Origin of the sequence: Actinomadura meyerae (genome assembly GCF_900188445.1) — a bacterium.
Classification (GTDB): Bacteria; Actinomycetota; Actinomycetes; order Streptosporangiales; family Streptosporangiaceae; genus Spirillospora; species Spirillospora meyerae.
Genome location: NZ_FZOR01000019.1, coordinates 95237 through 118236 on the forward strand (window position 1 = coordinate 95237; position 23000 = coordinate 118236).

At 72.4% G+C, this 23000-nt stretch carries 20 protein-coding genes; 9 read left to right on the forward strand and 11 right to left on the reverse strand.

Translation table 11 applies throughout. The features are described from left to right. Positions 1 to 10: 10 nt before the first annotated feature. Positions 11 to 496, forward strand: coding sequence for a Jag family protein (locus CHF16_RS20395; RefSeq protein WP_089327667.1), 486 nt, complete (start codon positions 11 to 13; stop codon positions 494 to 496). A 105-nt stretch (positions 497 to 601) separates the two neighbouring features. Here the strand turns inward: CHF16_RS20395 and CHF16_RS20400 are convergent, their stop codons facing one another. Continuing rightward, positions 602 to 1069, reverse strand: a complete 468-nt coding sequence (locus CHF16_RS20400; RefSeq protein WP_089327668.1) for a DUF6458 family protein — start codon at positions 1067 to 1069, stop codon at positions 602 to 604. 185 nt (positions 1070 to 1254) lie between these two features. On the opposite strand from CHF16_RS20400, the gene rsmG reads away from it, so the two are divergent. From rsmG to CHF16_RS20420, 4 genes are all read left to right on the forward strand, one after another. Then, complete coding sequence (gene rsmG / locus CHF16_RS20405; protein ID WP_089327669.1) at positions 1255 to 1932, forward strand: 16S rRNA (guanine(527)-N(7))-methyltransferase RsmG; 678 nt, start codon at positions 1255 to 1257, stop codon at positions 1930 to 1932. Positions 1933 to 2225: 293 nt separating this feature from the next. Further along, positions 2226 to 3104, forward strand: coding sequence for a ParA family protein (locus CHF16_RS20410; protein ID WP_089327670.1), 879 nt, complete (start codon positions 2226 to 2228; stop codon positions 3102 to 3104). Then, positions 3101 to 4093 carry a ParB/RepB/Spo0J family partition protein gene (locus tag CHF16_RS20415; RefSeq protein WP_089327671.1) on the forward strand — a complete coding sequence of 331 codons (993 nt, stop codon included), beginning with the start codon at positions 3101 to 3103 and terminating at the stop codon, positions 4091 to 4093. Before CHF16_RS20410 ends, CHF16_RS20415 begins: the two co-directional genes overlap by 4 nt. A gap of 527 nt (positions 4094 to 4620) precedes the next feature. Next, a complete protein-coding gene (locus CHF16_RS20420) occupies positions 4621 to 5262 on the forward strand; it encodes a maleylpyruvate isomerase family mycothiol-dependent enzyme (protein WP_089327672.1) in 642 nt (213 codons plus the stop codon). 567 nt (positions 5263 to 5829) lie between these two features. Here CHF16_RS20420 and CHF16_RS20425 read toward each other — a convergent pair. Further along, the gene (locus CHF16_RS20425; RefSeq protein ID WP_089327673.1) at positions 5830 to 6771 is read right to left on the reverse strand and encodes a D-alanine--D-alanine ligase family protein; all 942 of its coding nucleotides are present in this window, start codon (positions 6769 to 6771) and stop codon (positions 5830 to 5832) included. 69 nt (positions 6772 to 6840) lie between these two features. Continuing rightward, positions 6841 to 8073, reverse strand: coding sequence for an aminotransferase-like domain-containing protein (locus CHF16_RS20430; RefSeq protein WP_089327719.1), 1233 nt, complete (start codon positions 8071 to 8073; stop codon positions 6841 to 6843). A 262-nt stretch (positions 8074 to 8335) separates the two neighbouring features. On the opposite strand from CHF16_RS20430, the gene CHF16_RS20435 reads away from it, so the two are divergent. Continuing rightward, positions 8336 to 8953: a GNAT family N-acetyltransferase gene (locus CHF16_RS20435; RefSeq protein ID WP_089327674.1), complete on the forward strand. Its 618-nt coding sequence runs from the start codon at positions 8336 to 8338 to the stop codon at positions 8951 to 8953. Between the two features lie 133 nt (positions 8954 to 9086). Here the strand turns inward: CHF16_RS20435 and trxA are convergent, their stop codons facing one another. Then, positions 9087 to 9401, reverse strand: coding sequence for a thioredoxin (gene trxA / locus CHF16_RS20440; RefSeq protein WP_089327675.1), 315 nt, complete (start codon positions 9399 to 9401; stop codon positions 9087 to 9089). A gap of 154 nt (positions 9402 to 9555) precedes the next feature. Beyond that, a complete protein-coding gene (gene trxB / locus CHF16_RS20445) occupies positions 9556 to 10509 on the reverse strand; it encodes a thioredoxin-disulfide reductase (RefSeq protein ID WP_089327676.1) in 954 nt (317 codons plus the stop codon). A 141-nt stretch (positions 10510 to 10650) separates the two neighbouring features. On the opposite strand from trxB, the gene CHF16_RS20450 reads away from it, so the two are divergent. Next, a complete protein-coding gene (locus CHF16_RS20450; RefSeq protein WP_089327677.1) occupies positions 10651 to 11223 on the forward strand; it encodes a dienelactone hydrolase family protein in 573 nt (190 codons plus the stop codon). Between the two features lie 137 nt (positions 11224 to 11360). Here the strand turns inward: CHF16_RS20450 and CHF16_RS20455 are convergent, their stop codons facing one another. From CHF16_RS20455 to CHF16_RS20480, 6 genes are all read right to left on the reverse strand, one after another. Further along, positions 11361 to 12128, reverse strand: coding sequence for an anti-sigma factor family protein (locus CHF16_RS20455; RefSeq protein WP_089327678.1), 768 nt, complete (start codon positions 12126 to 12128; stop codon positions 11361 to 11363). Next, complete coding sequence (gene sigM, locus CHF16_RS20460) at positions 12125 to 12733, reverse strand: RNA polymerase sigma factor SigM (protein WP_089327720.1); 609 nt, start codon at positions 12731 to 12733, stop codon at positions 12125 to 12127. Before sigM ends, CHF16_RS20455 begins: the two co-directional genes overlap by 4 nt. 184 nt (positions 12734 to 12917) lie before the next feature. Continuing rightward, a complete protein-coding gene (locus CHF16_RS20465; protein WP_089327679.1) occupies positions 12918 to 14513 on the reverse strand; it encodes a protein kinase family protein in 1596 nt (531 codons plus the stop codon). A 219-nt stretch (positions 14514 to 14732) separates the two neighbouring features. Next, positions 14733 to 16481 carry a murein biosynthesis integral membrane protein MurJ gene (gene murJ, locus CHF16_RS20470; RefSeq protein WP_089327721.1) on the reverse strand — a complete coding sequence of 583 codons (1749 nt, stop codon included), beginning with the start codon at positions 16479 to 16481 and terminating at the stop codon, positions 14733 to 14735. After that, a complete protein-coding gene (locus CHF16_RS20475) occupies positions 16459 to 19071 on the reverse strand; it encodes a DUF6049 family protein (protein ID WP_143228067.1) in 2613 nt (870 codons plus the stop codon). Before CHF16_RS20475 ends, murJ begins: the two co-directional genes overlap by 23 nt. 112 nt (positions 19072 to 19183) lie before the next feature. Then, complete coding sequence (locus CHF16_RS20480; protein WP_143228068.1) at positions 19184 to 19792, reverse strand: aminoacyl-tRNA deacylase; 609 nt, start codon at positions 19790 to 19792, stop codon at positions 19184 to 19186. 379 nt (positions 19793 to 20171) lie between these two features. On the opposite strand from CHF16_RS20480, the gene CHF16_RS20485 reads away from it, so the two are divergent. Both CHF16_RS20485 and CHF16_RS20490 read left to right on the forward strand, forming a co-directional pair. Continuing rightward, entirely contained in the window at positions 20172 to 21659 is a 1488-nt protein-coding gene (locus CHF16_RS20485) for a CCA tRNA nucleotidyltransferase (RefSeq protein ID WP_089327681.1), read from the forward strand. Beyond that, positions 21656 to 22969 (forward strand): adenosylmethionine--8-amino-7-oxononanoate transaminase, encoded by a 1314-nt coding sequence (locus CHF16_RS20490; RefSeq protein ID WP_245868880.1) that lies wholly within the window; start codon positions 21656 to 21658, stop codon positions 22967 to 22969. Before CHF16_RS20485 ends, CHF16_RS20490 begins: the two co-directional genes overlap by 4 nt. Positions 22970 to 23000 lie beyond the last annotated feature (31 nt).

The following is a 23000-nucleotide window of genomic DNA, read 5'->3' on the forward strand; positions in this document are numbered from 1 at the left end:
GGAGTCCCCGTTGAGCCAGACCGACACCACCGAGGTCGACGTGCAGGCGCTCGAACAGGAAGGCGAGATCGCCGCCGACTACATCGAGGGCCTGCTGGACATCGGTGACTACGACGGCGACATCGACATGGACGTCGAGGGCGAGCGCGCGATCGTCGCCGTCGTCGGTGCCTCGCTGGACGAGCTGGTCGGCAAGCGCGGCGAGGTCCTGGAGGCGCTGCAGGAGCTGACCCGGCTGGCCGTGCACCGCCAGACCGGCAACCGCACCCGCCTCATGCTCGACATCGGCGGCTACCGCGAGCGCCGCCGCGCGGAGCTCACCAAGCTCGGCACGGATGTCGCGGACGAGGTCAAGCAGGCGGGCGAGCCGAAGCCGCTCGCCCCGATGACCCCGTTCGAGCGCAAGATCGTGCACGACGCGGTCGCCGCCGCCGGCCTCCGCAGCGAGTCCGAGGGCGAGGAGCCCGACCGCTACGTCGTGGTCTACCCCGCCTGATCAGGTTCTCCGAACGGCCCCGATGCCTCCCGGCACGGGGTCGTTCGCATGTCCGGACCCGCATGCCCGGCCCGCGTTCCCCGCCCGTCACGCCTCCGGCAGGAGTCAGCGGCGGGCGGTGCGGCGCCACCTGCGGCGCTGCGGCGGGACGCGGTCGCCCGCGTCCACGACGGCGGGGTTGTTCTCCGCCGCCGGGTCCTGGGCGTACGCGGGATCCTGGGCGTAGGCGGGGTCCTGGGCGACGTGGCCGTGGGTCACGCCCTCGTCCGCCGGATGTTCGATCACACGTTCGACTCGCTCGGCGGGACGCCCCGCGGGTGCGGGGTCCTCGATGATGTGCTCCTCGCGGACGATGGTGCCGGGCTCGTCGCCGTAGGCGGGGTCGGCGCCGACGACCCGGCCGGCGGCCCGCCGGGGGCGCGTGTACTTGAGGGTGAAGCCCATGCTGATGAGCCCCACCAGGATCAGGATCCAGCCGACCAGGTGGATGTCGACGCCGCTGAGGTCGACGCGCAGCGCGAACGCGAGGATCGCGCCTATCGCGATGAATGCGAGACTGACTCCGATTCCCATGTGTCGGAGCTCCTTCCGGGGGGACGGACGGGCGACAGGGCACCTCTACCCGGCACTCCCCGAATATGCGGCGGGGTCATGTGGTTCTTGCCATAACGCAAGGGTCGTGCAACCGTCCGCCCGGACCGCCCACCGGCACGTTTCGCGTGTACGCCGCCGCCCGGTTTTGTGGAACGATTCGTCTGATGGGCATTGGACGTGAGGTTTTCGGGGACGCGCTGCCGGTCGCGGAGCGTTATGCGGCGTTTCTCGCCGACGCGGGGGTCGAGCGCGGGCTCATCGGGCCGCGCGAGGTCGACCGCCTGTGGGAACGCCACCTGATCAACTGCGCGGTGGTGTCCGAGGCCGTCCCGGCGGACGCGCACGTCGTGGACATCGGTTCCGGCGCGGGGCTGCCCGGGATCGTCCTCGCGATCGTCCGGCCCGATCTGCGGATCACGCTGCTGGAGCCGCTGCTGCGCCGCACCACCTTCCTCGAGGAGTGCGTCCGGCTGCTCGACCTGCCGAACGTCGAGGTGCGCCGGGCCAGGGCCGAGGAGGTGGTGACGGAGTTCGCGGTCGACGTGGCCACCGCGCGAGCCGTCGCCCCCCTCGAACGCCTCGCGAAATGGGCCCTCCCCCTGCTGCGGCCGGACGGGGAGCTCCTGGCGCTCAAGGGGGAACGGGCCCGAGCGGAATTGGACGAGGCCGAACCCGTCCTGAAGCGGCTCGGGGCGCGCTCGGCGGAACTGCTCCAAGTGGGGCGCGGTATGGTCGACCCGCCGACAACACTCGTCCGTGTGGTCGCCGGCCGAGGAGAGGTTGTCGGGCGACGACAGCGCGCGCCGCGGCGTGCCAGAGGGTCGAGGAAGAGGTCTTCATGAGCACGGGACCAGGACTGGGCCGGCCTGACCGCGCCGACGAATCCCCCGACGAGCAGCCGTCCGGCCTGGGCGAGGGGGCCCAGCCGCCGGCCGGTGGGACGCAGGGAGTCCCGGCCCCGCGGACGGAGCCGGGATCCGGCCAGGGGACCGCCCCGGGGACCACGCCCTCGGGGCACGCGATGTGGGGTAGCACGACGTCCGGTACCGCGGAGAACGTCGGATACGTACCGACGAACACCGGCGCACGCCCGCCGGAGCCGCGCAGCGGACCGAACCAGGGGGAGTCAGAACTCGTGCGCGAGGCGCTCAAGGACGCCAAGGTTTCACATGAAACAGCGGTCACGGCACTGAAGGCGATGTCGGGCCGCAGGGAACGCGAGTGGCCGCGGCCGGCCAAGTGCCGCGTGATCACCATCGCCAACCAGAAGGGCGGCGTGGGCAAGACCACCAGCTCGGTGAACCTCGCCGCGTCCCTCGCCATGCACGGCGCGCAGGTGCTCGTGGTGGACCTCGACCCGCAGGGCAACGCGTCCACCGCCCTCGGCGTCGACCACCACGCGGAGGTCCCGTCGATCTACGACGTGCTGATCGAGGACATGGCGCTGGCGGACATCATCGTCCCGGCGCCGGAGATCCCGAACCTGTACTGCGCGCCCGCCACCCTCAACCTCGCGGGCGCCGAGATCGAGCTCGTCTCCAAGGTGGCCCGCGAGTCGCGGCTGCGGCGGGCGCTGGACGCCTACGACACCGAGAAGTTCGACTACGTGCTGATCGACTGCCCGCCGTCGCTCGGCCTGCTCACCGTGAACGCGCTCGTCGGCGGCGACGAGCTGCTCATCCCGATCCAGTGCGAGTACTACGCGCTGGAGGGCCTCGGGCAGCTGATCCGCACCGTCGACCTCGTCAAGGCGCACCTCAACCAGAAACTGAAGGTGTCCACGATCCTGCTCACGATGTACGACGCCCGGACGCGGCTCGCCGCGCAGGTGGCCGAGGACGTGCGGAACCACTTCGGCGACGTCGTCCTCAACACGGTGATCCCCCGCAGCGTCCGCGTGTCGGAGGCCCCGAGCTACGGGCAGTCCGTCATGACCTACGACCCCGGTTCCAGCGGTGCGCTCGCCTACAGCGAGGCCGCCTCGGAGATGGCCCACGCGGGGGCCGTCCAGTGAGCCAGCAGCGACGCGGTCTGGGCAAGGGGCTCGGCGCCCTCATCCCCACCGCCCCGCCCCCGCCGACGCCGGACGAACCGGGGAGCGCGGGCGAGCCCGGCTTCCCCGGCGGCGGCCCCGCCGCGGCGAACGGCGCCACGCCCCCCGGGCTGGAGCCGGTCGCCGGCGCGCACTTCGCGGAGCTGCCGGTCGGCTCCATCACGGTCAACCCGCGGCAGCCGCGCGAGCACTTCGACGAGCAGGCGCTGCAGGAGCTGGCCGAGTCGATCGGCATCGTGGGGCTGCTCCAGCCGATCGTCGTCCGCAAGTCCCCGTCGGACGAGTTCGACTACGAACTGATCATGGGCGAGCGCCGGTGGCGGGCGTCCAAGATGGCCGGGCTGGACGTCATCCCGGCGATCGTCCGCGACACCGGCGACAACGACCTGCTCCGTGACGCGCTCATGGAGAACCTGCACCGCCAGCAGCTCAACCCGCTGGAGGAGGCCGCCGCCTACCAGCAGCTGCTGCAGGACTTCGGCGCCACCCACGAGCAGCTCGCCACCCGCATCGGCCGGTCGCGCCCGCACATCACCAACACGCTGCGGCTGCTGAACCTGCCGCCCGCCGTCCAGCGCCGGGTCGCGGCGGGCGTCCTGTCCGCCGGCCACGCCCGCGCCCTGCTCTCCCTCGACAGCGTCGAGGCCCAGGAGCACCTGGCGCAGCGGATCGTCCAGGAGGGCCTCTCCGTCCGCGCCCTGGAGGAGATGATCGCGCTCCGCGAGGTCGACGACGAGCCGAAGGCGCCGCGCCAGGGCCGCCGCAAGAAGCCGGTCGCCCCCGGCCTCCGGGAGCTGGCCGACCGCCTCTCGGACCGCTACGAGACGAAGGTCCGCGTCGACATGGGCCGCAACAAGGGCAAGATCGTCGTCGAGTTCGCCACCCTCGAAGACCTCGACCGCATCATCAAGTCGATGGCCCCCGAGGAAGACGGCCTGAGCGGCACCTGACCGTCACCCCCCACCGCGCGCCCCGGACAGCCACCCGCCTCCGGGGCGCTTTCTTGTGCGCCCGCTCCCCCGATGTTTCCCGTGAAACATCCACCCGCCACCACCTCCGAACGCGACCCCACCACGCCCCCTCCGGACGGCGGGGTCGCGGAAGGGAGGCTGGCGGGTGGTGACGCGTGCCCAGGGCGGCGCATGTCCGTGGGACTCCGAGCTTGTTATGTCATGGGGCGGGGAGGGTGGCCGGGGCGCCGTGGCCGATGTTTCACGGGAAACAATGTGGCACCGGAGGCGGATCCCCTGATCTCGTAGGCCGGACCCGCGCTTCCCGGGGGCGTAGGCCGACGCGCTGGCGGCGGCGTCGCTGCGTTCGGCGGTGGGCCACCCAGTGCTGGTGCGCGGGCCGCGGTGGCGCTCGGCGGGGAATGGCTCAGGGGGTCTTGGCGTGTGTGGGGCTGGACCTCTGGGAAGGCGGCCCATAGGTTCCGGCGGAGAGCACGTCTCGCGAAGTTCGGCCCTGGGAGGCTCGGTTGGATCGCGAAGAGATGTGGCGGCATATCGGGGAACAGCGCTCGGCGGTCGCGGACGCCCTGACCGAGCTTCAGCCGGACGAGTGGGAGCGGCCCTCGCTGTGCGAGGGGTGGCGGGTGCGCGACGTCGTCGCCCACGTCGGGCTGGGAGCGGAGATCACGTTCGGCACGGCGCTGCGCGAGCTCGCGCGTGCGCGCGGCGACTTCCACGGGATGATCCGCGAGACGGCCATCGAGCGAGCCGCCCGGCCGATCGATGAGCTGATCGCGGACGTGCGAAAGGGCGCCGCACTCCGGCGGCGGGTGCCCGGGACGACGACCAAGGAACCCCTGCTGGACATCCTCGTCCACGCGCAGGACATCTTCGCTCCACTCGGACGCGACTTCGCCATGCCGGTGGAGCCGGCGTTGGTGGCGGCCGACCGCATCTGGCAGATCCCCGCGCCCTTCGGCTTCGGCGCCAAGAAGCGCCTCCGCGGCCTGCGCGTCGCGGCCACCGACGCACGATGGGCGCGTGGAGCCGGTGGGCCGGAGGTGTCCGGTCCGATCAAAGCCATCGTCCTCTTGCTCGCGGGACGCGAGGCGGCGGCCCTTCCGGACCTGTCAGGAGCGGGACTGGAACTCCTGGCCGCGCGAGGCTGATGCCCGGACGCCGTTCGATCGCGGCCCCTCGTTGTCGGCGGCTTGACGCGAGGAGCGCGCCCGTGAGGGCGAAGCCTTCGGCTCTTCTAAGGCTGCCGGGGGGGCGGCGGCACTAGCGGGTGACGCCTTCAGGCAGGGCCGCTCGACGGGCAGATTGGCGACGTGCGGGTGGGGCGACGTGCAGGCGGCGCGAGGTGCAGGCGGTGCGACGCGCGGGTGGGGCGACGTGCAGGCGGTGCGACGCGCGGGTGGGGCGACGTGGTGAGGGGCGACGTGTGAGCGGCGACGTGCCGGATGGACGACGTGCGGACGGCGCGACACGCGGACGGGCGGCGTTCGCACGGGCGACGTGCAGGCGGCGCGAGTGCGGGGGCGAGGTGCGGACGGCGCGGCATGCGGACGGGCGGGTGTGCGGACGAGGCGACGGGCGGGTGGTAGTCGGCGACGCTCGTTCTGGGAGGTGCCCCTTGGCTGCTTGGCGGCGGGCGGCTTTTGTTTCACGTGAAACCGGGCGGCTGGGGCGGCCGGGGCCGAGGCTTGTCGCGGCGACGTGCCCTCGCCGGACGGTCAGGCGAGGCGGGCCTGGAGGAGGGATTCGCAGACCTCGCCGAGGTCCAGTCCCGCGACACTGACGGCGCGGGGGAGGAGGCTCGTCTCCGTCATGCCGGGGGCGACATTGACCTCCAGGAAGTGCACCTCGCCGTCCGGCGACACGATGAGGTCGGTGCGGGAGATGTCGCGGAGGCCGAGTGTCCGGTGGGCGGTGACGGCGGCGTCCGTGACGCGGGCGGCGACGTCCGGCGACAGGCGCGCCGGGGTGATGAACTCGGTGTCGCCGGCGTCGTAGCGGGCCGTGTAGTCGTAGAGGCTGCTCGGGGTGACGATCTCCACCGCGGGGAGCGCGCTGGGGACGCCGTCCTGCTCGATGACGCTGACCGCCACCTCGGTGCCGGAGACGTAGCGCTCGATGAGGGCGGCGTCGCCGTAGGCGAAGCAGCTGACCATGGCGGCGGACAGCTCGGACGGCTCGTGGACGACGGAAGAGCCGAGGGCGGAGCCGCCCCGGGTCGGCTTGACGAACAGGGGCAGGCCGAGCGCGTCCACGATGCGGGCGAGGACGGACGCCGCGCCGAGGTCGTGGAAGACCTCCTTCGGCAGGGCGACGGAGTCGGGCGTCAGGAGGCCGGCGCGGCGGACGACGGACTTGGCGGTCGGCTTGTCCCAGGCGACACGGCAGGCGTCCGGACGCGCGCCGAGGTACGGCACGCCGACCAGTTCGAGGACGTCGCGGATCGAGCCGTCCTCCCCCGACGCGCCGTGCAGGACGGGGAAGACGATGTCCGGCGGGTCGTCGGCCAGCGAGTCCAGGAGTGTCGCGTCGGCGTCGCGCAGCTCGACCGGGATGTCGCGGGCGCGCAGCGCGTCGGTGACGCGCCGCCCGGACCGCAGCGACACCTCCCGCTCGTACGACAGACCTCCGGCGAGGACGACGACATGCCCGAGTTCCACCGCTGGTGCCCCTCTAGATGATGTGGCGCGCGCCGGGCTCCCCCGGCGCGCGCGTTTCACGTGAAACCGTCAGACGACATCCGGCCCCGGCGCCTGGACGCCCGCGGAGGAGCCGCCGACGGCGCCGCCGAACGTGTCGCGGAGGCTGATCTCCTTCTCGATCACCGTGGCGAGCCGGCGGACGCCCTCCCGGATCCGGTGCGGTTCCGGGAAGCAGTACGACAGCCGCAGGTGCCGGTGCCCGTCCCCGTCGGCGTAGAAGCCGGTGCCGGGGACGTAGGCGACCCGCTCGGCGATCGCGCGGGGCGCCATCGCCTTCGAGTCGAGCCCCTCGGGGAGGGTGAGCCAGACAAAGAAACCACCGGCCGGACGCGTCCAGCTGCAACCCTCGGGCATCCAGTGGTCAAGGGACTCCAGCATCGCGTCACGGCGCGCCCGGTACAGCTCGCGGAAGCCCTTGATCTGCTCCCGCCACGGCTGCGTGGCGAGGTACTCGCGGACGGCGAGCTGGGAGAAGTTCGACGGGCACAGGATCGCGGACTCGGCGGCCAGGACGAGCTTGGCCCGCACCGCGTGCGGCGCGAGGACCCAGCCGACGCGGAGCCCCGACGCGATCGTCTTGGAGAACGAGCCGAGGTAGATGACGCGCTCGGAGTCGTCCGCCCGCAGGGCACGCATGGGGTCGCCGTCGAAGCCGAGGAGCCCGTACGGGTTGTCCTCCACGACGAGGATGTCGTACTCGGCGCAGATCTCCAGGATCTGCGCGCGGCGGGCGGTGGTGAGGGTGACGCCGGCCGGGTTCTGGAACGTCGGGACGGTGTAGAGGAACTTGACGCTGCGGCCCTCGGCGCGGAGGGAGGCGAGCGTCTCGCGGAGCGCGGACGGGATGAGCCCGCCCTCGTCCAGCGGGACGTGCACGACGTCGGCCTGGTAGGACGCGAACGTGCCGAGGGCGCCGACGTAGGACGGGGCCTCGGCGAGGACGACGTCGCCCGGGTCCACGAAGATCTTGGTGATGAGGTCGAGCGCCTGCTGCGCGCCGACGGTGACGACCACGTCGTCCGGGGACGCCTGGACGCCCTCCAGGGACATGACCTCGCAGATGTGCTCGCGGAGCTGCTCGTCCCCCTGCGCGGAGCCGTACTGCAGCACCTCGGCGCCCTTCCCCGCGACGAGCTCGCCGATCATCTCGCCGACGGCGTCGAGGGGGAGCGCGGACACGTACGGCGCCCCGCCCGCGAGGGAGACGATCTCGGGTCGCGCGACCATCGCGAACAGGGCCCGGATCTCGGACGGCACCATGCCGGCGGCGCGGGCGGCATAGCGATCGGCGTAGACGTCCGTACGCGAATGCTGTTCCACGAGGCACCTCCGAGGTGTGACGACTTCCCTGCAAACTACGCCATGGCGGCCGCGCCGGACTGCTCCGGGTGTGGCGTGCCGCCGGGTTGGGGAAACTCCTGTCCGATACGATGCCCGCGGGTCCCGGTTGGTTGCCGGGAAGTTCCGCCGTCACGGGTTCCAGGCCCGGCGGGCGAGGATCGAGGCAGGGGGTGCCGACCCGGTGTCGCGTCGTCTCGTCAACATCACGCTGGACAATCTCGACGATCTGCCGCATCGCTGTCGCGGCTGCGTGTTCTGGGAGCTGGATCCGGTCAGCCGGGACCGGGCGCTGGAGAGCGGCGACTCGGGCCTGGAGAAGGAGGCGTGGATCTCCTCGACGCTGCTGGAGTGGGGCAGCTGCGGCAAGATCGCGTACGTCGACAACGTCCCGGCGGGGTTCGTGATGTACGCGCCGCCGCTGTACGTGCCGCGCTCGGTGGCGTTCCCGACGAGCCCGGTCAGCGCGGACGCCGTGCTGCTGATGACCGCGCACATCCTGCCGGAGTTCGCGGGCGGCGGCCTCGGCCGGATGCTCGTCCAGGGCGTCGCGAAGGACCTCACCCGCCGCGCGGTGAAGGCGATCGAGGCGTTCGGCGACCTGAAGGGCGAGGACGGCGGATGCATGGTGCCGGCCGACTACCTGCTGTCGGTCGGGTTCAAGACCGTCCGGCCGCACCACCGGTACCCGCGGCTGCGGCTGGAGCTGAAGTCGGCCCTGTCGTGGCGTGAGGACGTCGAGGTGGCCCTCGAACGGCTGCTGGGCTCCATGACCCCGGAAGGGGCACTACGGCCCGTCTGAGGCCGTCTGAGGCCGTCTGAGGCTGTTCACGCGTGTGGCCCGCACTCCGGGAGGGAGTGCGGGCCACACGCTTTCGCGCTCGCCGCGGGAGGGCGGGAGGCGGCTCGGACGGGCCGGCCGGGGGCCGGCCGGCTCAGATGAACTCGGCGAGGTCGCGGAGCAGGGCGGCCTTCGGCTTGGCGCCCATGATCTGCTTGACGACGGTGCCGCCCTTGTAGACGTTCATCGTCGGGATCTGCAGGATGCCGTACTCCTGCGGCATCTTCGGGTTCTCGTCGATGTTCATCTTCACGATCTCGATCTTGTCGCCGTGCTCCTTGGAGATCTCCTCCAGGATCGGCGACACCATCCGGCACGGGCCGCACCACTCGGCCCAGAAGTCCACGAGGACGGGCTTGTCGTTGTCCAGGACCACGGACGCGAAGTCGGCGTCGGTCACGGCTTTCATGGTTCTCCTTCTTCTTGCACGCGACGGCCGGGCCGGGCCGACCCGATGCCGTCCGCGGCTGGTGAAATCACGATCCGTCCGCGAGGCGGGCGCGGCCCGCCCCGCCCGGACGGCGGGGTCCGGCAGGACCGGTCGGCCCCGGTGGGGCGCCGGGTCAGGCCCGTGCGGCGGCCTCGGCGGCGTCCTGGTCCTGGAGCCAGCGCTCCGCGTCGATCGCCGCGGCGCAGCCGCTGCCCGCCGCCGTGATCGCCTGCCGGTAGATGTGGTCGACGACGTCGCCGCACGCGAACACACCGGGGATCTTGGTCCGCGTGGTCGGCGCGTCCACCAGGAGGTAGCCGTCGGTGTCGGTCTCGAGCTGGCCGGCGAACAGCTCGCTGCGGGGGTCGTGGCCGATCGCGATGAACAGCCCGGTGATCTCCAGCGGCGACTCGGCGCCGGTCTTGGTGTTGCGCACCGTGACACCGGTGACCCGGTCGTCGCCCTGGATGGACACGACCTCGCTGTCCCACAGGAAGCGGATCTTGTCGTTGGCGAATGCCCGGTCCTGCATGATCTTGGAGGCGCGCAGCTCGTCGCGGCGGTGGATGACGGTCACCGAGCGGGCGAACTTGGTCAGGAAGATCGCCTCCTCCATGGCGGTGTCGCCGCCGCCGACCACCGCGATGTCCTGCTCGCGGAAGAAGAACCCGTCACAGGTCGCGCACCACGACACGCCCCGGCCCGACAGCCGCTTCTCGTCGGGGAGGCCGAGCTCCCGGTACCCCGACCCGGTCGCCACGATCACGGTCCGGGCCAGGTGGGTCTCGTCGCCGACCTTCACGACCTTGGGGTCGGCGGTCAGGTCGACCTCGGTGACGTCGTCGGTGACCAGCTCGGCGCCGAACCGCTCGGCCTGCTTGCGCAGGTTGTCCATGAGGTCCGGGCCCATGATCCCGTCGGGGAAGCCGGGGAAGTTCTCCACGTCGGTGGTGTTCATCAGCGCGCCGCCGGCCGTCACCGACCCCTCGAACACCAGCGGCTTCAGGTCGCCACGGGCCGCGTAGACGGCGGCCGTGTAGCCCGCGGGCCCTGACCCGATGACGATGACGTTACGGACGTCGCTCACTGTTCTGCGCCTCTCCTCGTTGGCCGTCGGTGCCGCACGAACCGGCCTGCCAGTCGCGTCAACCGATCCTAGGCCCCGGGGATTCCCGGGACGCCACGACCGGCCGCCCTACCAGGTGGTGTGCCCTCTAGGGTGAGGAGCATGGCACGCATCCTGCTCCTCCACTCGATGTACGGGCTGCGCCCGGCGGTGCACCAGGCGGCGGACCGGCTCCGCGCGGCCGGGCACGAGGTCCACGTCCCCGACCTGTACGACGGCCGGGTCGTCGACACGGCCGAGGAGGGCATCGAGATCAAGGACGAGATCGGCCGGGACGAGCTGCTGCGCCGCGCCGTGCACGCGGCGGCGCCGCTGATCGGCGACGGCGGGCTCGTCTACGCGGGCTTCTCGCTCGGCGGGTCCATCGCCCAGAACCTCGCGTTCGCCGACGAGAAGGCCGGCGGGCTGCTGCTGATGCACGGCACGTCCGACATCGCGGAGGACGCGTCCACCGAGGTCCCGGTGCAACTGCACGTCGCCGACCCCGACACCTGGGAGCCCGTCGACTGGCTGAACGCCTGGTACCTGCAGATGCGCAAGGCGGGCGCGGACGTCGAGGTCTTCCGCTACCGGGGCGCCGGCCACCTGTTCACCGACCCGGACCTGCCGGACTACGACGCCGAATCGGCCGAACGCGCCTGGACGATCGCGCTGGCCTTCCTCGACTCCCTCTGACACCTCGCCGCGGCGTCATCCGCGGGGCGTCGCCCACAGCGTCATACACGGCGTCGCCCGCGCGGCGTCGTCCACGGGGTCCTCCGCGGCATGACGGGCCGTTCTCGGGGGCGGGCCCGAGAACGGCGGGCGGCGCGTCAGGCGTTCTCCAGCTTCTTCAGCACGCGCTGGTTCTGCTCGGAGCAGTCCGGGCCGACGACCCAAATGTTCCACTTACCGGTCTGGACGCCGTGCGCGGCGATGATGATCGCGGGAGCGCCCTCGTACTCGGCGTCGTCGACGAGGGCGGGCGTCAGACCGTGCGTGACGCCCTTGACGCACCCCTTGAGCTGCGCGGACGGTGCGCTCGACGCGCCCTTGAGCCGCTGCCCGTCGGCGAGCAGCCGGCCGACCTGCGCACCGAGCGTCCCTTCGCGGTAGCCGGTGCCGGTGCGGGCGACCGTGAAGGCACCGGCCGGGGCGGCGTTCGGGGCCACCCCGTGTTCCGCGTCGTTCCGGTTGGAGCTGTCCTGGGCGGGAGTCGACGCCTGACCGTGGTCGCCGCTCACACCGTCCAATGCCATGTTGCCGACCATCGCACCGCCGCCGACGACGACCACCGCCGCCGCGGCGGCGGACAGGATCCGCCAATGCCGCCTTCCGCGCCGCTGCTCCATGCTCACCACGGTGGCGCTGTGCATGGACTCCGCGGCGATGGCGGTGTCGATGCGCTCGGCCAGTTCGGCGGGCATGGACGGTACGGGTGCCTCCGCCAGGATCCGGGAGACGTCCGCAAGGTCGGCGGACAGGTCCCGGCACTCGGCGCAGGTGTCGAGGTGCGCGTTGACGGAGGCGGCTTCGTCGTCTTCGAGCAATCCCTCGGCCAGGTCGGCGAGGACCTCGTAGTCATAGTGTGCGGGGTTCACTTGGGCATGCCACCTCCTTCCACACCTCCGACGTTTTTGCGATCCCGTCGGTTCCGGTGGTGGGTGAGAAGGGGGGCGAGACGGGCGCGGCCACGGGCGCACCGGCTCTTGATCGTTCCAGGCGGGACTTCCATGACCTGGGCCGCGTCGTCGACGGAGTAGCCCATCATGTCGACGAGGACGAGGGCGGCGCGCTGCTCGTACGGCAGCTGCTCCAGGGCGGTGCGGACGTCGAGGGACACGCCGTGCGCGTCCGTCGGGTCGGGCAGCTTCGGCGCGACGGCGTCGAAGGTCGCGTCGTCGCCCATCGGCGTCGCCGGCCGGACGGACTTGCGCCGGATGCGGTCCAGGCAGGCGTTCACCACGATGCGGTGCAGCCAGGTGGTGACGGCGGCGTCGCCCCGGAACCGGTCGGCCGCGCGGAACGCCGAGAGGCACGCGTCCTGCAGCGCGTCGGCGGCCTCCTCCGGGTCGCCGAGGGTGCGGACGGCGACCGCCCACATGCGGTCGCGGTGCCGGTGGACGAGTTCGGCGAACGCGTGCGGGTCCCCCTGGGCGTGGCGGGCGAGGAGCTCCTTGTCGGGCACCTCACCGACCCGATGCATGCTCACCGAGGTCATGAGCGACCGCTTTCTCGTTCGGGACGCCCGCTCGGTGCCGGACGTCCGCGACCGGCTGCTGGGGTTGGCACCACAGATTCCTGGGGGCGAGGGGACATTCTGCTCACAGGCACGATACAGACAAGAGCAACTCCACGTCACAGCCCTTGTGCACAGTGCGGACGACGGGTCAGCCGGCGGCGCCGTAGACCGTGACCTCCCCGAGCCGGCCCTTGAGGGACGTGGGAAGTGTGGTGAACCACACGAGCACGTACTGCCCGGTGGCCTCCGGGGACGCGGTGAAGGTCACTTCCCCGCCGTTGACGGGCATCTGGCCGATGCGCTTGAGGTCGCCGGGGGTCTTGGAGTCCCCGACCTTGACCTGCAGGATCCCGCCGGTCTCGGACGAGTGGACCTTGACCTTGGCGACCTTGACCGGCTTGCCCATGTCGAGCAGGACGCCCATGCCCTTGGAGTAGTTGCCGAACTTGGCGTCGTTGTAGCTCTGCGTCTCCCAGGAGCCGCTCGGCTTGCCGTCGATGACGGACTCGACGCCCTTGCCGATGGAGGTGTCGGGATGGCCGGGCTGGGACTGCTGGACGGCCTCGGCGCCCGCGGCCTGCAGTTTCACCGTGGTCGGCGTGGGCGGGGCGCTCGTCTTGCCGTTGTCGGTGGCGCCGCCGCCCTTGGGGTCGCCGCCGCCGTTGCTGGTCAGCGCCCACGCGCCGATCCCGACGATGACGGTCAGCGCGGCCGCGGCGACGCCGAGCAGCGCGCGGTTCGCGGGGCGCTTGGGCCCGCCGGGCCCGTGCGCGGGCGCCGTACGGGTGGACGTGGACGTCGGCGGTGGAGGAGGCGGTGCGTGCTGCGCGCGCGGCGGCGGGACCTGCGAGGCCGGCTCGGCGGGCCGGTGGGGCTGCGTCGCGGCGGGCGACGGGTTCGCCGGACGCGACGCCGGCGCCGGCGCGGGCCGCGGGGCGGGCGCGGCCTGCCCGAGCCCCGCGAACAGCGGCAGCGGGGTGCGCGGGACGCCGCGCAGCGCCTTCGCCAGGTCGGCGGGCGAGGCGATCGGGTTGGCCTGCATCCCGGCGGGGCCGATGCCGAGGCAGCGGCAGACGATGGCGTCGACGGCGTGCGAGATGCCGGCCTGCACCTGGCGGGGCGCGTGCGGCACCCCGTCGGTGGCGGGCGCGGCGGGCAGGTCGGAGGTGCCGGAGTCGCCGGGCCAGTGCGCGGTGAGCGCCGCGTACAGCATCCGGCCGAGACCGCGGACGTCCTCCCCGGCGGGGTCGTCGGCGGAGCGGTCGTGCAGCACGGCGTCGGTCGCGATGCCGAGGATCTTGACGGTGCCGCCGGTCGTCCACACGAGGTCGCGGGGGGTGAGGCAGAGGTGCGACAGGCCGGCGGCGTGCGCGGCGGCGACCGCCTCGGCCGCCTCGTACAGCAGGGTCGCGGCGCGGCCGGGCTCCAGCGGGGCCTTGCCGAGCATGCCCTCCAGGGTCTCGCCGGCCACCCACTCGCTGACGACGTAGGCGCTCTCACCGGAGTCGTCGGCATCGAACACCTGGGTGCAGCGGGGGTCGGTCAGCCGGCTGGCCGACCGCGCGGACGTGACGGCCTCGGCGATCCGGGGGAACTCGGGATCGAAGGTGCGGACGGCGACCGCCCGCGCGAGGATCTCGTCGATGGCCTTCCAGAGCGACGATCCACCGGAATCGCTGATGCGCTCTTCGAGGCGGTAGCGGCCGGCGAGACGCGTGCCGGGCTCGATGACTGACGTGCTCACGGCAACGTCCTGCACAGGTGGTCAGATCCCATGTTCGTGGCGTGGCAGCTTACGCCTCCGACCCTCCTCTTTGCGTTCCCCAGGGTGTCGCCCCGCAAGCCGTAGTCCCCCACATGGTAGTGCTTACTCGCCTGAGTGGCCGCCTTATCGCCGCGCGTCCTTTTTTACTTTGGGAGGCGTCCGGCTTCCCTTCCGGCCACATCCGGCGGAAGCCGGTGGTCAGCGGCCGGGAAGCCGGCGCGCGAACGTCTCGATCGTCGTCTGGATCTCCTCCACCCGCATCAGCTTGGCGAAGAACACGTACAGCAGGCCGCCGCCGACGGAGCCGACGACCAGGGTGGCGAGCGCGGGGATCAGCTCCGAGGTGCCGCCGGCGATGGCGTCCGCGACGGTGTGCGCGGCGTAGCCGAACCCGATCAGCGGCCAGATCGCGACGAGCAGCTTCAGGTGGCCCCCGACGATCCGGCGGCCGTCGATGCCGCCGAGCTTGCGGCGCAGCACCAGCCAGCAGGTGAGCGTGCCGACCACGTTGGTGAGCGCGAACCCGCCGGCGATGCCGACCACGATCCACTTGACGCCGAGGACGTTGTAGGCGCTGAACGCCAGCACGATGTTGGACGTGGTGACGACGAGCCCGATCAGCGCGGGCGTCCGGGTGTCGCCGTGCGAGTAGAAGACCCGCAGCATCAGCTGGTAGATCGAGAACGGCACCAGCGCGATCGCGAACATCTGCATGACCCGCGCGATGACGAGGGCGTCGTCGGGCGAGGTGTTGCCGTGCGCGAACAGCACCGTGGTGATCTCCGGGCCGAGCACCAGCATCAGCGCCGCCGCCGGCATGATGATCACGGAGGAGAGCCGCAGCCCGCTGGAGAACGCGGCCCGCACGTCGGCGGTCTTGCCCTCGGCGGCGAACCGGCTCATCCGGGGCAGCAGCGCGGTGATCACCGAGACGCCGACGATCGCGTACGGCAGCTGGAAGAGCTGGTAGGCGTTGAAGTACGGGGTGTAGCCGTAGCCCTCGCCGAACCCGGCGTCCACGGCCCTCTTCCCGGCGGCGTTCGTCAGCGCGGTGACGACGGCGAGCGCGGTCTGGGTGGCGATGACGTACACCAGCGTCCAGCCCGCCATCCGGCCGACCTCGCCGATCTCGCCGCGCTTGAAGTCGAGCCGGGGCCGCCAGCGGAACCCGACGCGGCGCAGCGACGGCCACAGCGCGACCGTCTGCAGGACGATGCCGCCGGTGGTGCCGACCGACAGCAGCATGAGCTGGGAGTCGGTGATGCTGGACGGGTCGACGCGGCCGGTCGTGATCGCCAGGAACGCGCCGCCGACCGCGATCACGACGATGTTGTTGAGCACCGGCGCCCACATCGGCGCGCCGAAGCTGCCGCGCGTGTTCAGGATGGCCCCGGCGAACGCGCCGACGCCGTAGAAGAACAGCTGCGGCAGGAAGAACTGCGCGAACAGGACGGCGACCTTGCGCTGGTCGCCCTCGTAGCTGCCCGCCAGGACGTCGATGAACAGCGGCGCGCACAGCACGGCGACGACCGTGAGGACGCCGAGGCCGATCACCGCGAGCGTGAACACGCGCTGCTCGTACTGCTCGCCGTAGGCGCGGTCGCGCTGCTTGGCCCGGACCAGCAGCGGGACGATGACGCTCGTCAGGATGCCGCCGAGCAGCAGGTCGTAGATCTGGTTGGGGATCGTGTTGGCGGTGTTGTAGGCGTTCGCGAGCAGCCCGGTGCCGAGCGCGGCCACGATGACGGCGGTGCGCAGGAACCCGGTGACGCGGGACGCGAGCGTGCCGACCGCCATGATCGCGCCGGAGCGCAGGATGCCGCCGGACGTGCCCTTGCCGCCGTCTCCCCCGCCGTCGCCGGACGGGGGGACGGGCGTGTCGACGACCGTCTCGGCGACGGGCGCGCCGCCGGGGACGGGAAGGTCAATCGCCGTCTCGGCGGCGATGTTCCCCGCGCCGGGCGGCCTGCCCGTCGGCGGCGGGCTCGGGTAGCCCGCCGGGTTCGGCGCCGTCCGCGGCGGCGGGCCCGGCTGTCTCTGCGGCGGACCCTGCGGGCCGTGCGCCGGCGGACCCGGGGGCCGCTGGGGCGGACCCTGATGCGGGCCCTGCGGATACCCCCGGCCCGGCGGAGGTCCCTGAGGCGGGGGCCCCTGGGGTGGGCCCTGTGGTGGTGGCCCCTGGGGTGGTGGGCTCTGTGGCGGCGGCCCCTGCGGAGGGCCGCCCTGCCCCGGGTACCCCGGGGAACTCGGCGGCGGGTATCCCGGCCCCTGGGAACCCGGGACCTGGGAACCCCGGCCCCCGCTCCCCTGGTCCCGCCGCTCCCATTCCGGTCGACCCGTCACCGGCTGCCTCCGCTTTCCGGCGGCGCCTCGCTCTGATGGCCCGCACTCCGACGCCCACGAAGAGTACGGCAAGTCCGCCGCCGGTGATGAGCAGTGCGAGCCGCCCGTAGCCGGTGACGTTCACGGTGATGGACTCCCCGTTCCCGTACGTCCGGCGGGGCGAGCCCGGGATCCGCAGCTCCAGCTGCACGTGGAAGTTGCCGTTGCCGGCCGCCTGCGCGGGGATCCAGCGCTGGGCCCGCTGGCCGGGCTGCAGCTCGATGACCGCGTCCTCGGGTTCCAGCCGGCCGAGCCGGAGCTTGGCGCTGTTCTCCGAGGTCGCGACGAGATGGACCTTGACCGACTGGCCGGGCAGCGTGTTCTCGATGAGCACCGGCAGCCGTCCCGAACTGCCGCCCATCAGCACCCGCTTGCTCTTGGTGGTGACGATGCGGACGAGGTTCATGTCGTCCGCCAGCTCGGCCCTGACCTGGTTGCGGGCCGCCCGCGCGCGCCGCGCCGACGCGCGCCAGGCCGCCGACTCCAGCCGCAGCACCGACCGCTCGTAGGAGATCTTGCGCGTGCCGGTCATGATGGCCTGGAAGTTCGCGGCCTGCTCGGCGATCTCCTGCACCTGCCGCAGGTGCGCGTCGCCGAGCTCGTACTGCTGGTAGTCGTCGGAGTAGCCGTTGAAGACCCGGCCCTGCGGCGCGGCCGACTCGATCTTGCTGAGCGGAACCGCGCGCAGCCAGCCGGCCTTCTTGGTGTACCGGAGCAGGTTCTCGGCGACCCCGTTCGCGGGGTTCCAGTGCCGGTCGGGCGCGACGACGAGCGTGCGCTGCCGGTTCGGCGCCTCCGCCGCGATCATCGCGGTCTCGGCCAGGAAGCGCTGCTCGCTGACCAGCCCCCCGGAGACCGACCGGGGGCCCTCGCTGACGATCTGGTTGATCTTCTCGTCGTAGAGGAGCGCCTTCCGGTCGCCGTAGTGGGTCGGGAGCGTCGCCGTCGCGTTCGGCAGCGCGCCCGCCGCCGGGTCCTGGAACTGGGAGCTGCTCATCAGGAACGCGCCGCCGTCCTTGAGGGCGTTCTTGGCGAGCTGGTCGACCGTCCCGGGTCCGGCGGCGCCGGACGGCGGCCATGCGACACGGGCGTTCGCGGCGCGTCCGAGCACCTGTGTCGCGACCCCGGTGTTCCGCTCGGCGAACGCGTCGGCGATGTCGCGGGGCGTCTTGCGCCGGACGAGGGCGACGACGTCGGGGTCGGCGTAGGGGAGGGCGAAGTACGGGTCCTTCTTGCTGGCGTTCTTCAGCGCGGCCAGCCAGGCCGCCGCGGCGGCGCTCTTGGGCTTCCGGACGCCCTTCTTCGCGCCGGGCGGCTGGACCGTGTAGTCGTCCGCCGCCATCTGCCGGACGTCGTCCAGCAGCGCCGGGTCGATCGCCCACGTGAGGGGCGTGTCGGTGGCGGCGGCCGCCTGGACGAGCCGGTGCAGGCGGCCGCCGGCGGACACGTCCTTGGTGAGGTCGTCGTCGAGGAACGTCCGGTCGTTGGTGCGGTGCATCTGGTCGGCGAGCGGCAGGACCCAGCTCACCGACACCGGGTTGAACCGGCGGTCCTTCGGCAGGAATGTCAGGAAGGTCGTGATGCCCCCGACGACCTGCTGCGCGGAGTTGAGCACCTCGACGCCGACCGGGTAGACGCCGGGCGTGCCCGCCGGGGCGCGGAGCCCGAGCTGCTTGACGGTGGTCTTGAAGGTCCAGCTCTGCTTCACGCCGGGCGCGGCGGCCCCGGGGAGCTGCTGGACCGGTCCGACGTTCGGCAGGGCGTTCGGTGCCGCCGCGGCGTACTGGTCGAGCTGGCTGCGGCTGGTGACGGGCTGCGCGCTGTACCGGAGCCGCAGGCTGAGGCCGGGCAGCTGGTGGTCGGTGCGGTTCTTGGCCAGCCCGGAGATCTCGATCCGCGACTTCTCGTTGGCGCTCTTGGGGTCGACCTTGCTCAATGCCATGGCCACCTGCGCGCGCGCCTTGCTCTGCGCGGACGTCTGCGCGGCCGCCTGACCGGGCGCCTGCTCGGGCGCGCGGCCAGGGGCCTGCGCCTGGGTCTGCCCCTGCGCCGGGGCATGCCGCGCGAGGGCCGGGGACGCCACCGCCGTGGGTGCCGCCATGGCCATACAGGGCAGCAGAGCGGCCAGCGCCACCGCGCGTTTGACCGTCCTCACGCCTTACCGGCCGCCTCAGGACGGCGGGCGAACATTTCCCGCACCACGGCGTCGATGGTAGTCCGTCGCCGTGTTCGGTTTCTCCGCCCCGGGCGTCCGGATGCCGCCGCCGTCAGGCCCCGGTGCGGGCGGTCTGGGGTGCGCCGGCGGGCGGAGCCGCCGCGGGCGGGGCGGGCGGTGCCGCCGCGGACGGGGCGGGAGGAGCCGCGGGGGACGGAAGGGGCGTAGCGGGCACCATGTCCATCGGCCTCGCGCGGCACAGGGCGTACAGGGAGCCGCGCCTGATGCCGAGGGCGGTCGACGCCTCGCCGGTCGCGGTGTAGACGACGTCGTCGGCGTCCGCGCCGCCGGCGGACAGGGGATCGATGAGCAGCGGCATCGATTCGGGCAGCAGCAGCGGGCAGACGAGCCCCGCCGCGTACTCGGTGACCGCGTTCACGAGGTCGGGGCGCGCGGGCCGGACGGTGCGGGCGCCGACCGCCCGCCGGACCATCTCGGCCCGGGGCCGCCCGCCCGCCGGGACGATCACGCCCGCCAGGAGGCGGCGGCCGCGCCGCCCGCCCTCGCAGGCGTAGACGCGCGTCACCAGGCACCGCTCCGCCGGGAGGCCGAGGGCCTTCGGGAGTTCGTCGGCGGTGGTCATCGCGACGGGCAGCCGCACGATCTCGTGCAGGGTCTCCCATTCGAGCAGCGCGCGGTGGATGGCGAGGGCGTCCTTCATGGTGGGCTCCATCCCGCGGGGGTCTCCCCGCTCACCCCCGCAACTGGTTTCGCTGTGTCCCCGTGCTTCGCACTCTGCGGAGGAAACCCCCACATACCCGGAACGAGTGGCCTAACTCGCGTCATACGTCACGTAAACCCTCCCGATGCGCCTCAGCCGCACGTGCGGCGGACCGGGGCCCTTGGGATCCCGCTACCGTTGTCGTGCGGGAGGCTCACCGGCGGTCGCGTCGGCGTCATCGGGGTGCCCAGAACGTAACCCGGAGATCGCGGCATGTGAAGGGCCGCGTCCGGCTCCGGCCCCGCAAAGGCTCTCGTGCGGACCCCCGCCGATCGCCACAAAGTCCTTTGCCAGCCCGTCAATCAAGGAAATACGCTCGATGGCCGTGCCCAACCAGAACGTGACCCCAGAGTCCTCGCGGCGCATCGCGATCGCCGAGCTGCTGCGCGGCATCGCGCCCGTCGCCGACGACCTCGGCGCCCTGTTCGCGGCGGCCGGTCACGAGCTGGCGCTGGTCGGCGGGCCGGTCCGGGACGCGCTGCTGCGCCGTCCGACCAAGGACATCGACCTCACCACCGACGCGCCGCCCGAGCGCACCCTGGAGATCATCCGCGACTGGGCGGACGCGCACTGGACGATCGGCATCGAGTTCGGCACGGTCGGCCTCCGCAAGAACGGCGTCGAGCTGGAGATCACCACCTACCGCAGCGAGTCCTACGACCCGAAGTCCCGCAAGCCGGACGTCTCTTACGGGACCTCCCTCATCGAGGACCTCCGCCGCCGCGACTTCGCCGTCAACGCGATGGCGGCGCGGCTGCCGGGCCACGAGTTCGTCGACCCGTTCGGCGGCCTCACCGACCTGCAGCGCAAGGTGCTGCGGACGCCCGGCAAGCCCGAGGACTCCTTCAGCGACGATCCGCTGCGGATGCTGCGCGCCGCCCGGTTCACGTCGCAGCTCGGGTTCACCGTCGCGCCCGACGTCGTCCGCGCGATGAAGGACATGGCGGACCGCATCGAGATCGTGTCCGCCGAGCGGGTCCGCGACGAGCTGTCCAAGCTGATCTGCGGGCAGTACCCCCGGCAGGGCCTGGCGCTGCTGGTCGAGACCGGCCTCGCCGCGCACGTCCTGCCGGAGCTGCCGATGCTGCGGCTGGAGATCGACGAGCACCACCGGCACAAGGACGTCTACGAGCACTCGCTGATCGTCTTGGAGCAGGCGATCGCGCAGGAGGAGGACGGCCCCGACCTCGTGCTGCGCCTCGCGGCCCTGCTGCACGACATCGGCAAGCCGAAGACCCGCCGGTTCGAGCCGGGCGGGCGGGTGTCGTTCCACCACCACGAGGTCGTCGGCGCGAAGATGACCCGCAAGCGGCTGACCGCGCTGCGCTACCCGAAGGACGTCGTCAACGACGTGTCCCGGCTTGTGGAGCTGCACCTGCGCTTCCACGGCTACGGCACCGGCGAGTGGACCGACTCGGCCGTCCGCCGGTACGTCCGCGACGCCGGGCCGCTGCTGTCGCGCCTGCACAAGCTGACCCGCGCCGACTGCACCACCCGCAACAAGCGCAAGGCCGACCGGCTCCGCCGCACCTACGACGACCTGGAGCGGCGGATCGACCGGCTCGCCCAGGAGGAGGAGCTCGCCGCGATCCGGCCGGAGATCGACGGCAACGAGATCCAGGAGATCCTCGGCATCGGGCCGGGCCCGCTCGTCGGCAGGGCCTACAAGTTCCTCCTCGACCTGCGCCTCGACCGCGGCATCATCGGCAAGGACGCCGCCGCCGAGGAGCTCCGCCGCTGGGCGGCCGCCGAGGGCGTCCTTCCGGGCGAGGACGGCGAGCCCGCGGCCGGGAAGGGCGAGGAGTGATCCCGCTGCAGCTCGGGCGGATGAGCCCGCGGGAGACCGAGCGGATGCTGGAGTTCGACCGGGAGCACATCTGGCACCCGTACTCGCCGATGCCCGCGCAGGCCCCCGCACTGCCGGTCGTGTCGGCGGACGGGGTGCGGCTGACGCTCGCCGACGGCACCGAGCTGATCGACGGGATGTCGTCGTGGTGGGCGGCCGTGCACGGGTACAACCACCCGAAGCTGAACGCGGCCGTGACCGGGCAGCTCGGCAAGATGGCGCACGTGATGTTCGGCGGGCTCACGCACCCGCCGGCGGTGCGCCTCGCCGAGCGGCTGGTCGAGCTGACGCCCGAGCCGCTGACGAAGGTGTTCTTCGCCGACTCCGGCTCGGTCGCGGTCGAAGTCGCGATCAAGATGGCGTTGCAGTACTGGCGCTCCCAGGGGCGTCCGGGACGGCACCGACTGCTCACCGTCCGCGGCGGGTACCACGGTGACACGTTCGGCGACATGGCCGTCTGCGACCCGGTCAACGGGATGCACCACCTGTTCGGCGACGTCCTCGCGAAGCACGTGTTCGCGCCGCCGCCCCCGCTCGGGTACTCCGCCGATCCCGACGACGCGTACCTGGACGAGCTGTCCGGGCTCGCGGCGCGGCACGCGGGCGAGCTGGCCGGGATCATCGTCGAGCCGATCGTGCAGGGCGCGGGCGGCATGCGCTTCTACGCGCCCGAGTACCTGGGCGCGCTCCGCGACATCGCCGACGAGCACGGCCTGCTGCTGATCCTGGACGAGATCGCCACCGGGTTCGGCCGGACGGGCGAGCTGTGGGGCTGCGACCACGCGGAGGTCGCGCCCGACATCATGTGCGTCGGCAAGGCCCTGACCGGCGGATACATGACGATGGCCGCCACCGTGTGCACCGACCGCGTCGCCGAGGGCATCTCCGCCGGGGAGGCGGGCGCGCTGATGCACGGCCCCACCTACATGGCGAATCCGCTGGCCGCCGCGGTCGCGTCCGCGTCGATCGACCTGCTGCTGTCCCGCGACTGGCGGGACGAGGTCGACACCATCGAGGCGATCCTGACCAGCGAACTGCTCGGCGCCGCCGAGTTCCCCGGCGTGGCCGACGTCCGCGTCCTCGGCGCGATCGGCGTCGTGGAGGCGCGGGAGCCGGTGGACGTCGCGTCCGTACAGGAGATCGCCATGGCGCACGGCGTCTGGCTGCGCCCGTTCGGCAAGCTCGTCTACACGATGCCGCCGTACGTCTGCACGGAGGACGAGGTCCTGCACATCGCCGCCGCCCTGAACGCCATCGCAGAGTCCCTCTGACCTCACGGTATGCCGTGAGGAGGGCGGCGCC